This window comes from Streptoalloteichus hindustanus (genome assembly GCF_900129375.1).
GTDB lineage: Bacteria > Actinomycetota > Actinomycetes > Mycobacteriales > Pseudonocardiaceae > Streptoalloteichus > Streptoalloteichus hindustanus.
In genome coordinates this window covers 626,196-637,758 of the sequence record NZ_FQVN01000001.1, presented here as the reverse complement: position 1 = coordinate 637,758, position 11,563 = coordinate 626,196, and the positions used below count along the sequence as shown (strand labels likewise).

The following is an 11,563-nucleotide window of genomic DNA, read 5'->3' as shown; positions in this document are numbered from 1 at the left end:
CAAGGCCGGGGCGCGAAGAGGGCGGTCACCCGGCACGGGAAGGTGCCGGGTGACCGCCCGGGGCCTCAACGGCCGATGACGTTGTCCGAGAGGACCTGAGCCTTGGACTCGCCGCAGTCCGGACCGAGCACGACCAGGCGGAACTTGGTGAACTCGCCGGTCGGCAGGACCACGACCACGCCGGTCCTGCCGTCGAGTTGCACCTCCCGGACGCCCAGCGGCTCACCGGTGGTCCTGACTCCCCCGGCGGCCAGGCACGCCTTGATGCGGTCGGGGTTCTCCAGCGGCCCGTAGTCCTTCGCGCCCATCACGTCGGTTAGCGGGGCCCTGCCTCCCTGGAGGTCGCCCTGCTTCAGCGCCAACGGCGGGAGCCCCGCGTCGTGGGCCGAGGTCGTGTTCTGGGCCTGTGGAGTGCCGCCGGTCCGCTCGGCGCCGGGCAGGCTCACGAAGACGATGCCCAGCACGGCCGCCGCGGCGGCCAGAACCCCCGCGCCCCAGCCCATGCGTCGGTTCCGTCTGCGCCGGGCTTCCGCGATGTCCACGACGGGCGCGATGGGCCCTTCGACGGGGCGTTCGGTCACGGCGGGTGGGATGGGCAGCGGTGTCGGTGGGGCGACGACGGGACGACCCGCCATCGCCCGGGCCTCCTCGGCCAACGCCGCCTCGATCCGGGCCGCCACGTCGGCGGGCATCGGCACCGGCGGCAGGTCCGCGAGGCCCGCCAGGTCGTCGACCGTGGCGTCCAGGGCGGCGAGCACGGCTCGGGCCTCCGGATCGGCCTCCACCTGGGGGCGCAGCCGGTCCGCCAGCTCGGCGTCGAGCGCGCCGGCGTGCAGGTCGGCGAGGAGGTCGAGTGACCACGGCGGGCCCCCCGGCGTCCCCGGCCGCTCGTTGCCGGTCATCGTCCCTCCCGTCGACGCGTGCTCACTGCGCCATCTGGGACGTTCGCAACTGCATCGGGGTTCCGAAGGTGTCCCAGGAGTTTGGCGAGCTTGGCCCGTCCGCGCGCGCAGCGGCTCTTCACGGTGCCCTCGGCGACACCCAGGAGTTGGGCTGTTTCGGCCACCGAGTACCCCTCCACGTCCACCAGGACGATGGCGGCGCGCTGCTCCTCGGGGAGCTCCGCCAACGCGTCCCGCACAGCCAGTCGGGTCTCCCGCTCGGCCATCGCGTCGCGGGGCACGGCGGGTTCGCCGGGCCCGGCTTCCGGCAGGGGCACGGTGGGCCGGCTCTGCCGGCGTCGGACCCGGTCCAGGCAGGCGTTCACGACGATCCGGTGCAGCCACGTCGTCACCTGGGACTCGGCCCGGAACGACGAGGCGGCGCGGAACGCCGAGATGAACGCCTCCTGCAGGGCGTCCGCGGCCTCCTCGGGGTCGCGGAGCGTGCGCAGGGCCACCGCCCACATGCGGTCTCGGTGGCGGCGCACCAGCTCGGAGAACGCGTGCGGATCGCCGGCGGCATGTGCCGCGATGAGGTCGGCGTCCGAACTGGCGGCGGCTGTCACGCGCGAGAGGATATCCACAGTCACCGCAGCCACATGCGCCACACCTGTCCGTGAGCGCCGGCGTCGGCCCCCGGGCGGGACCACGGGCCCGGCCCGACCGCGTCGCCCCTCTCCCCGCTCCTGGCGACAGCCCCCACCCGCCCTGGGGGGCGAGCCCCGCTACCAGCCTATCGATCAATCACCCAGCGTCAAAGCTGCTCACCCTGTGCTGTGGATAAATTCGGGTGACTGTGGACAACTCCCGGTAGTACCAGATCAGCCGGCCCGAACACCACGAAGGGAGGACCGTGCGCGATCACGATCGGGGACACAGACGCCGTGAAGGCGCGCCCGGAGCCCCTGCCGGTGGCAGGCACCCCGGCATCGGCCGGGAGACGTGGTGCCGGTCAGGTCAGCCCCGGGAGTAGATCTTGACCTCGGCGATCTCCGAGAGGTTCCCGCCGCTGGGGGCGCCGGCGAGCTCGGTGATCCACAGGATCACGTGCTGGACCGGCTCGGCGCTGGTGATCTGCACGTCGGTCTGCCGCTGGTCCAGCCGCGCCTGGCCGATCACCCGGGTGTCGTCGAGCCGCGGGTTACGGCCGGTCGCGGCGCGGACCTCCACCACCGTGCCCTGGCTCGGCGACTCCACGACGAGCTTCGACAACGCCGTCGGCTCCTTCAGCCGGAACTGCACGCCGATGCCCGGCTTGAGGGCGGGGAACTGCTGGCGGTAGCTGTCCGTCCGCCACCTCGACTCCGGGTCGCCGTCGACGACCCGGGCGACCTGGTCCCGGTTGTCCGGGGTGCCCTTGACGTTGTAGATCTCCGCGCTGGCCACCTCGACCACCGGGCCCACCGGCGGCGCGGCGTTCCCGCCGTGGCTCTGCCCCACGACCAGGGGCGGCGTCGTGTGCTTCTTGTCCCCGGCGAACATGTCGACCGCAGACATCACCACGAAGATCAGCACGGCCGCCGTGGCCAGCGCGAGCACCATCACGCCCGCCACGAGCTTGCGCCGCCGCACCCGCTCCCTGGCCTTCTCCTTGGCCTCGGCGGGCGTCAGCTCGGCCGGCTCGCCGCGCTCCTCGATCGCGCGCATCATCGCGGTCTCGGCCTCGGCGGCGGCGGCCTGCTCCAGCACCTGCAGGATCGCCGCGCCGGTGCGCACGCCGCCGACGCTGGTGTCGACCAGGCTGCGGACCGCGATGGCCGACAGCTGGTGCGGCACGGCGGGCTGCAGGGTCCTCGGCGCGACGATCGTGCCGTCCGGTCCGGTCGGCGCCGCGGGCAGGCTGTTCGGCCCGCCCGGCAGTGCCCACCGCCCGGTCAGCATCAGGTAGAGCGCCGCGCCGACACCGCGCACGTCGTCGCGGGGCGTGGCCTCGGGTCTGGGGGCAGGGAAGGCCAACCGCAGCTCGCCCTCGGGGGTGACGCGGATGCGCTGGGGGTGGTCAGCGCCCAGCACCAGCCCGACGTGGTGCGCGGCCTCGACGGCGGCGGCGAGGGGCTCCAGCAGCCGGGCCGCGGTGCCCGCGGGCAGCGGCCCGTCGGCGACCAGGTCGACCAGGTCGTGACCCTGGGTCCACTCGGCGACGATGATCCCGAGCACGCCCGGCGGATCGCCCTTCCCCGCCGGGAGCACGTCCAGCACGCGGGCCATCCCGGGGTGGATGAAACCGCCGATGTGCGAGGTCCGCTCCAGTGTCTTGCGGGTCCGGGCGACGACCTCGGCGTTCCCGGAGGCACTGGCGGCCCCGCCCGCCGCACTCTCTTCGGAACCGCTGACGAGCACGGTCATCGCCACGTCCCGGCTCAGCGCCCCGTCGCGGGCCCGCCAGAACTCGGCGTGCGCGCGGTGGTCGGCGCCCAGCCGCGCCAGCAGCCGGTACCGCCCCTCGCCGAGGATCGCGCCGGCCGGAAGGCCGACGCGGCTGGGAACCCCGCCGTCCTGGCGTGGCGTGACGGACTCCGTCGGCTTTCCACTCACCCGTGCGCTCTCCCGCTCCGCGCGCTCCCGGGATCGCCCGGCCGGCCCCCCATCGGCGCGACGGAGACTCCGAGACGAGGGTACGGGAAGTGGCGGCTCAACGACGGCGGACGAGACCGCCGATGCGTCGGATCGCCGGCCGCAGCTCCTCGGCGTCGAACACCATCAGCAGCCCGAACGAGGCGAGCAACGCGAGCAGCGACTCCAGGACGAGGGTGATCCACGCCTGGGGAACCGCGCCCATGTCGGGCAGCGCGACGAAGAGCAGGGCGACGACCCCGAACGCCGCGGCGCAGCCCACCACCGTGGCCCCGGTGGCCTTGCCGGTCGAGACCAGCAGCCGCCGGGTCTCCAACCGACCCAGCCGGACCCGCAGCCAGATCTGGCCGGCCACTGCGCCCGCGGCGAAGCTCAGGGAGTTGACCAGCGACAGCCCGATCACGACCTGGTCGGAGTCGCACACGAGCGGCACCAGGTAGGACAGCGGGACCTTCACGGCCATCATGACGACCATCAGCAGCGTCGGGGTGCGCGCGTCCTTCATGGCGTAGAACACCCGGAACTGGAGCATGGTCAGCGCGAACGGGAAGAGCCCGAACGCGGAGAAGGCCAGGGCGAGGCCCACCCGGCTGGCGCTCGTCACGCTGGACTGGCCGAACGAGAAGAACGCCACGCCCAGCGGTCCGCCGACCACGGTCAGCACGCCGCTGAGCGGGATCAGCATGACCGCCATCAGCCGCGCGCCCTGGGACAGGTGCGCCACCACGCCGGGGACGTCGTCGTCCGCCGCCGCCGCGCTCATCCTGGGCATGATCGCCGCGAGCAGCGAGAAGCCCAGGATGCCGTAGGGGAGCTGGAGCAGCAGCCACGCGTAGTTGAACGCCGTGATGCCGCCCTCGGCGTGGTCGGCGGCCACCCGGGTGTGCACGGTGACCCCGACCTGGCTGACGGCGACGTAGCCGATCACCCAGGCGGCGAGCCCGCCGAACTCGTTCAGCCTGCGGTCCCAGCCCCACCGCCAGCGGAACCGGAACCCCGACCGCCGGAGCGCCGGCACCATGTACCCGGCCTGCAGGACGATGCCCAGGGTGGTGCCCAGTCCCAGGAGCAGGAGCTTGGGGTGGCTCAGGCTCACGTCCCCGGCGCGCAGGCTGCCCGGCAGCACCCAGTAGACGGCCAGGACGACGATCACGACCAGGTTGTTCAGCACCGGCGCCCACGCGGGTGGGCCGAACACGTGCCTGGCGTTGAGGATCGCGCCGAACAACGCGCTGAGCCCGAGGAACACGATCTCCGGGAGCAGCAGGTAGGACAGGGCCGCGGTCATCGCCGGGTCGGCGCGGCTGTCCGAGCTGACGTAGATGCCGACCAGCAGCGGGGCGGCCACGGTCGCGACGACGGTGGCGACGCCGAGCAGGACCGTCGAGACGGTGATCAGGAGCTGGGTGTAGCCCTCGCCCCCGTCGGCGTCCTCCTTCTGCGACCGCACCAGGAGCGGGACCACGACGCTGGTCAGCACACCACCGAGCAGGAGCTCGTTGATGATCATGGGCAGCGTCTGGGCGATCTGGTACGAGTCGTTGACCGCGCCGGTGCCCACCGCGGCGGCGAGCAGCAGCTTGGACAGGAACCCCGTGGCGCGGCTGATCAGGGTCGGGACCGCCATCGACGCGCTGTCCCTGGCCAGCGACTTCTCGTCCCGCACCCCGGACTCGAGCTGGGACTGGCCGGCCGCCAGCGCCTCCGGCCCCTCGGGGACGGTCGGGATGATCTGGGTCTCGGCCGCCGCCAGGGAGTCGGCCGGGGGCGCGGGAACCCGCCGGATCGGCTCGGTCGGCGCGTCGGCGCCGTGGGGGATGCGGGGGATGCGCTGGGTCTGGTCGACCTCGTCGCCCCGGTCGCTGGGACCGGCGCCGGTCCCGGCAGGGCGGACGGGCGGTGGGGGCACCGGCCCCGGCCCCGGCCGACGAGGCGCCGACGCGCCGTCGGGACCGGTCGGCCCCGACGGGCGGTACGGACCTGTCGGACCCACCTGTCGCCCGTGCATCAGCTCTCGCTCGCCCCTTCGTCCCCGGACCGCCCGGTCGTTCCGTGTGCCACCGGAACACCCTGGTCCGTGGTGGCGCCGGCGCGCGCCGCCCGCACGCGGCGGACGAGCCGGCGGGCGACCAACGCGACCAGCAGGACCGCCGCTCCGGCGGTGATGGCCGTGGTGATGGTGCCGTACGCGCTGGAGGTGACGCGGAGTCTGGTGGTCTGACCGAGAGGTGTGCCACCCGGAGTTGACACCGAGACGTCGATGTAGAACTGCCCGGAGCGCTGCACCTCGGTGGGGATGCGCAGGGACCGGCTGGTCCGGGCCGACACCTGCTGGACCTCCAGCTTCTGCGTGCGCAGGCCGGTGGCGCTGAGGATGTTGATCTGGACGTGCACGGTGACGGGCAGCGTGTTGGCGATCGTCAGCGGCAGCGGGCTGTCGGAGGAGGCCAGCGTGTACGGGGTGGCCTGGCCCAGGACCTTCACGCCGTCCCGGAGGTCGGCGAGCTGGGCGACCGTGGCCGCCGTCCACCGCTCGGCCAGCGCCGGAGTGCCGCGCCACGCCGTGGACGCCGCGCGGAGGACGCCGAGCTGGACGGGGTTGACCAGGTTGCTCGGCTGGTAGTTGTTGTTGGCCGGGTCCGGCTTCATCGCCGAGAGCAGGTCCCGGACCTGGTTGTTGACCTCGGACAGGCGCGCGGTCACGGTGGGCGGGATCTCCTGGGCGCCGGCGTCGACGGGATAGGCCAGCGGGACCGCGCCCGCGCCCGGGGGCGCGGCGGCGAGCTGGGCCAGCCCGGCCGCCTCGGCGAGCCTGCCCGTGACGAGGGACCGCGCGGTCTGCAGCAGGGAGCGCAGGGCGTCCACCGGCAGGGCCCACCTGCGGGGCGGCGCGAGCAGGAGCGGGCCGTCCGGTCGGCTCACCGTCGTCCGGTGCACCAGGACACCCAGGGCGTTCTGGGCGGCGGTCGCCGCCTGCCCGCCCTCGCCGGCGCCCCGGGCCACCGGGTCCAGCGCGGCGCCGAACAGCGGTTCGACCCGGAGGGCGACCGGGGTCTGGGCCTGTCCACCCGGGTTCTGGCCCGTGGCCACCCGGACGGGGGCCGCGTTGGCGGGGCCGCCCTGCAGGCCGCGCGGCTCCAGCAACACGCTCTGCGTGCCCGCCGCGGCGAGGTCGGCCATGGCGCGCTCGTCGAGCACGCCGCTGTGCGGCCACACGGTCCTGGGCACCGGTTCCACGCCCAGGACGTCCTTCACGGTCCGGGCGCCCTCGGTGACGGCCCTGCCGGTCGCCTCGGACAACCCGGCGCGGGACAGGGCGACGACGTCGGCGTCGGCGGTGGGCAGCGCCAGCACGCAGCGCCCCTTGGCGATCTCCCTGACCCGCCCCAGCCAGCTCTTCGCCGCGTTCCCGCCGCCGCCCTCGACCTCGGCGGTCCCGTCCCGGCGCACCAGGTAGCCCCTGGTCATCGCCTCGACGGTCGCCAGCAGGTCGGGGTCGACCGCGAGGCACAGCGCGGCGGCGAGGGGGGAGCCCGCCTGCGCCTCCAGCTCGACCGCCTGCACCAGGTCGGACAGCCGACCGCCGGCGGCGAGCGAGGTCGCGAGCTCGTCGTCGCCCAGCACGGCCCGGCCGTCGTCGGCGGTGTCCACGACCCTGGGCCGGTCGACCAGCGGCCACATCATCGTCAGGGGCGCCGGCCGGTCGGCGGACGCGTTCGGGCCGCCGTCGGGCAGGCCGGTCACCGGCAGCAGCGTGCGGGCCTCGTCCAGGTTGGCCGAGTTGCCGCGCTGCGGGCGTCCGCTGACCACGACCGCCACCGGGTACACGCCCGGCTCGTTCACCCGCAACGAGTCCGAGGCGATCGGCCGGAGCTTCGTCTCCAGCGTGAAGGTCACGCTCTGCCCCGGGTCCACCCCCTCGGCGACCTGGTGCGGGGCGGGCACGATGTAGCCGAAGTTGCCCGACCCGTGCAACGCGTCGCGGAGCTGGTCGGTCGTCCGCAGCCCCTCGCCGCGCTGCACCTTGACCTCGATGTTCTCGATCCGCCGCGCGCTCGTGTTGGTGACCCGTCCGGTGACGGTCACCTTGTTCGGGCCGTTCCCCGTGACCACTTGCGGGCTCAGCGAGGTCACGTCCACCCGCACCGCGTGCGCCGGATCGTCCCCCCTGCCGGGCTGCGCGTCCGCCGGCCAGGCGAACGGCGTGGTCAGGACGGCGACGACACCGGTGAGCAGCGCGGCCCACAGCCGCCAGGGAACCCGCCCGCTCACGCCTGCTCCGCCAGCAGCTCGGCCGCCCGGCGCACCAGCCTGCGCTCGTCGGCGTAGGCGAGCAGCTCGTCCAACTCACCAAGCGGCACCCACGCCACCTCGGTGACCTCCACGTCCTCGTCGGAAAGCTCGCCGCCCACCGCTTCCAGCAGGAAGTGGTGCACCGTCTTGTGCACCCGTCGGTCGTCGGCGACGAACCAGTAGTCGATCGTGCCCAGCGGGGTCAGCACACGGCCCTCGATGCCCGTCTCCTCGGCCACCTCGCGCACGGCGGCCTGCTCCGCGGTCTCGCCGGGCTCGATGTGGCCCTTGGGCAGCGACCACAGCAGTCGACCGCGCCGGTCCAGCCGGCCGATGACCGCGGCGTTGCGCCGCCCGTTGTCCAACACCAGCCCGCCGGCGGAGGTCTCGTCGACGGTCCGCAGCCGGCGACCCCGGCGCCTGCTCCGGCGCCCCGGCTTGCTACCGCCGGAACGGCCGGACGACGGGGGCATGGTTGTGATGGTAGTGATGCGGAGGGTGCCGGCGTCCGCCTCCGCACGCGGGCGAGGTGAGCTGCGGCAAGTACCCTGGTCCTCCGTGCCGCCGACCAACTCCGCCCAGCCGAGCAACTCCGCCGCGCGCCCGGTGCCGGTGCACCGCGGCAAGGCCCAGCGCAACGCCGTGCTGGAGCTGCTCCGGATCGCACCAGTCGCGGACGAGCTCGCGGAGCGGTTCGTCGCGGCGGGGCACCGGCTGTTCCTGGTGGGCGGCAGCGTGCGGGACGCGTTGCTCGGTCGGCTCGGAACCGACCTCGACTTCACCACCGACGCCCGGCCCGAGCAGGTGCAGCGCGTGCTGGCCGGCTGGGCCGAGGCGGTCTGGGACACCGGCATCGCGTTCGGCACGGTCGGGGCGACCAAGCGCGGCGCCACGCTGGAGATCACCACGTTCCGCGCGGACGTCTACGACCGGGCGAGCCGCAACCCGGAGGTCACCTTCGGGGACAGCATCGAGGGCGACCTGGTGCGGCGGGACTTCACCGTCAACGCCATGGCCGTCGAGCTGCCGGAGCGCCGGTTCGTCGACCCGCACGACGGCATGGAGGCGCTGGTCGACCGGGTGCTGGACACCCCGGCCACCCCCGAGGAGTCCTTCGCCGACGACCCGCTCCGGATGCTGCGGGCCGCGCGGTTCGTGTCGCAGCTCGGGTTCGAGCCGGCGCCCAGGGTCGTGGCGGCGATGACCGCGATGGCCGAGGAGATCAACCGCATCACGGCGGAGCGCGTCCAGGCGGAGCTGACCAAGCTGGTGTGCGGCGCGCACCCCAGGAAGGGCATCGAGCTGCTCGTGGACACCGGGCTGGCCGACCACGTGCTGCCCGAGGTGCCGGCGATGCGGCTGGAGATCGACGAGCACCACCAGCACAAGGACGTCTACCACCACTCGCTCGTGGTGCTCGACCAGGCGATCGCGCTGGAGAAGCGGGACGACCCGGACGCCGAGCCGGACCTGGTGCTGCGGCTGGCGGCGTTGTTGCACGACATCGGCAAGCCGGCGACCCGCCGCTTCGAGTCGGGCGGCGGGGTGAGCTTCCACCACCATGAGGTGGTGGGCGCGAAGATGGTGCGCAAGCGGCTGAAGGCGCTGCGGTTCTCGAAGGAGATCACCGAGGACGTCGCGAAGCTGGTGTACCTGCACCTGCGGTTCCACGGCTACGGCACGGGCCAGTGGACCGACTCCGCCGTGCGCCGCTACGTCACCGACGCGGGACCGCTGGTGTCGCGGCTGCACAAGCTCGTGCGGGCCGACTGCACCACGCGCAACCGGCGCAAGGCGCAGGCGTTGCAGCGCACCTACGACGACCTGGAGACGCGCATCGCGCGGTTGTCCGACGAGGAGGACCTGCGCCGGGTGCGGCCGGACCTCGACGGCAACGAGATCATGCGGTTGCTCGGGCTGCCGCCGGGGCCGCTGGTGGGCCGGGCGTGGAAGCACCTCAAGGAGCTGCGCCTGGACCGGGGGCCGCTGGAGCACGACGAGGCCGTGGCCGAGCTGTTCCGGTGGGCGCGGGAGCAGGGTGTCGACGTGCCCGAGCAGGCCTGAGCGGGGTCCTCACCGGCGCGGGTGTTTCTCGCGATTTGCTTTTCGCGGCCGTCGGGTTCGGGCTTATAGCATTATCGGAGCCTCGTGGCGAATAGTTGTCCACAGGGTTTGGCTCCGGTTGTGCCAAGGAGTGAATGAACCCGATGGTCGGGTGATGCCGGCCTGAGTTGTCCACAGGCTGGCGGGCGGGACTTTCGCCGGCCTTTTCGTGGTCGATAGGCTGGAGCGGGGCTCGCCCCCCAGGGCGGGTGGGGGCTGTCCTGAGGGGTGTGGAAGAGGGGGAAGGCGCTGGTCAGGCGGGGTCGCTGGCTCTTCCGGTCGGGTGGGGCGAGCAGCTCGTGAAACGCGCTGTCACGGCCGGTGGCGGGAGGCGCCGGAGCGGCGGTCCATCGCGAGATAACCGACCATGCCGATGAGGTAGACCGATGCCACGGCGACGAGAAGGCCGGGCGCGTAACCGTTCTGCGGCAGCACGATGGCGGTCAGCGAAATGGCCAACACGTACATGCTGTTGAAGAGCGTGTCGTAAAGCGCGAACACCCGGCCTCGGACCTCGTCGCCCACGTCCTGCTGCACGGCCGCGTCGACGCAGAGCTTCACCACCTGGCCGCCGCCGGCGATGAAGAACGTCACCACCACGACCGTCGGCAGCGACAGGACCAGTCCCACGCAGAGCTGCGCGGTCGCCGCCGTGAGCAGCGCGGCGGTGATCGTGGCCCGGCGGCCGAACCTGTTCACCAGGGGCGCGGTGACGACGGCGGCGACCAGCATCCCGGCCGCGCCCGCGGCGACCGCCTGCCCCACACCGGCCATCCCCGAGCGGAAGAGGCCGTCGTCGCCGAACGCGTACCGCATGAGCAGCACGCCGGCGAGCGTCGAGGCGCCGAACACCAGCCGGTGGGCCATCAACGCGACGAAGCCGGCCGCGACGGACGGGGTCCTGGCCACCGCGCGGGCGCCGTCGCCGAGGCCGTGGGCGACGGCCACCATGGTCTGCGCCGGTTCGTCGAACTCGTCGGGGCCGAGCTGGCCTCGGGCGAACCCGGCCGCGACGAGCGCCGCGACCGCCGACCCCACCACCGCCACGGCGGTGACCACGGCCGAGCCCGCGTTGTCCGCGCCGACGACACCGCGCAGCCCGATCGCGCACGCGCCGCCCACCGCCGCGGCGACGGCGCCCAGGGTGGCGGCCAGCGCGTTGGCCTCCACGAGGTGGTCCCGGTCGACGACGTGCGGCAGCGAGGCGGACAACCCGGCGCCGACGAAGCGGCTCACCCCCATGACGAGCAGGGCCCCGGCGTAGAGCGGCACGCCCTCCATGCCGGTGCCGACCGCGACGACGGTCAGCACGACGAGCGCGCCGCGCAGCAGGTTCGCCGCGACGAGCACCCGTCTCCGGTCCCAGCGGTCGAGCAACGCCCCGGCGAACGGCCCGATCACCGAGTACGGGAGCAGCAGCACGGCGAGGCCGGCGGCGACCGCGGCCGGGTCGGCCTGTCGTTCCGGGTTGAACAGCACCGCGCCGCCGAGGCCGGCCTGGAAGACGCCGTCGCCCCACTGGGCGGTGAGGCGGGAGAGCAGCAGCCGGCGGAAGCCGCCGCCGGCGAACAGCCGACGCGCTCCCACCTTCCTGGCGGGGCTGGTCGCCGAACCGGCGGCGGTCGTCACGAGGCCCCAGCCTACGGGTGGGA

At 73.8% G+C, this 11,563-nt stretch carries 8 protein-coding genes; 1 reads left to right on the top strand and 7 read right to left on the bottom strand.

The features are described from left to right. Nucleotides 1–65: 65 nt before the first annotated feature. The 6 genes from BUE43_RS03050 to BUE43_RS03025 form a co-directional block, all read right to left on the bottom strand. Nucleotides 66–902 carry a hypothetical protein gene (locus tag BUE43_RS03050; protein WP_073479746.1) on the bottom strand — a complete coding sequence of 279 codons (837 nt, stop codon included), beginning with the start codon at nt 900–902 and terminating at the stop codon, nt 66–68. Continuing rightward, entirely contained in the window at nt 899–1,507 is a 609-nt protein-coding gene (gene sigM / locus BUE43_RS03045) for an RNA polymerase sigma factor SigM (RefSeq protein WP_073479745.1), read from the bottom strand. The genes BUE43_RS03050 and sigM overlap by 4 nt, the downstream gene beginning before the upstream one ends. Before the next feature lie 391 nt (nt 1,508–1,898). Then, nucleotides 1,899–3,476: a protein kinase family protein gene (locus BUE43_RS03040; RefSeq protein WP_073479744.1), complete on the bottom strand. Its 1,578-nt coding sequence runs from the start codon at nt 3,474–3,476 to the stop codon at nt 1,899–1,901. A 97-nt stretch (nt 3,477–3,573) separates the two neighbouring features. Beyond that, the gene (murJ, locus tag BUE43_RS03035) at nt 3,574–5,424 is read right to left on the bottom strand and encodes a murein biosynthesis integral membrane protein MurJ (protein WP_234995499.1); all 1,851 of its coding nucleotides are present in this window, start codon (nt 5,422–5,424) and stop codon (nt 3,574–3,576) included. Between the two features lie 98 nt (nt 5,425–5,522). Beyond that, a complete protein-coding gene (locus BUE43_RS03030) occupies nt 5,523–7,787 on the bottom strand; it encodes a DUF6049 family protein (protein ID WP_073479743.1) in 2,265 nt (754 codons plus the stop codon). Then, nucleotides 7,784–8,281, bottom strand: a complete 498-nt coding sequence (locus BUE43_RS03025; protein ID WP_073480231.1) for an NUDIX hydrolase — start codon at nt 8,279–8,281, stop codon at nt 7,784–7,786. The genes BUE43_RS03030 and BUE43_RS03025 overlap by 4 nt, the downstream gene beginning before the upstream one ends. 16 nt (nt 8,282–8,297) lie before the next feature. Here BUE43_RS03025 and BUE43_RS03020 point away from each other — a divergent pair, with 16 nt between their 5' ends. Next, nucleotides 8,298–9,872, top strand: coding sequence for a CCA tRNA nucleotidyltransferase (locus tag BUE43_RS03020; RefSeq protein ID WP_083959257.1), 1,575 nt, complete (start codon nt 8,298–8,300; stop codon nt 9,870–9,872). Nucleotides 9,873–10,223: 351 nt separating this feature from the next. Here BUE43_RS03020 and BUE43_RS03015 read toward each other — a convergent pair whose 3' ends face one another. Beyond that, on the bottom strand, nt 10,224–11,540 hold the full coding sequence (locus BUE43_RS03015; RefSeq protein ID WP_083959256.1) for an MFS transporter: 1,317 nt from the start codon (nt 11,538–11,540) through the stop codon (nt 10,224–10,226). Between the last annotated feature and the right edge of the window lie 23 nt (nt 11,541–11,563).

What these genes read in the sequence shown, in the direction of transcription:
- BUE43_RS03025 (WP_073480231.1), bottom strand. Translation starts at nt 8,281, where the DNA reads ATGCCCCCGTCGTCCGGCCGTTCCGGCGGTAGCAAGCCGGGGCGCCGG.
- BUE43_RS03050 (WP_073479746.1), bottom strand. Translation starts at nt 902, where the DNA reads ATGACCGGCAACGAGCGGCCGGGGACGCCGGGGGGCCCGCCGTGGTCA.
- BUE43_RS03020 (WP_083959257.1), top strand. Translation starts at nt 8,298, where the DNA reads ATGCGGAGGGTGCCGGCGTCCGCCTCCGCACGCGGGCGAGGTGAGCTG.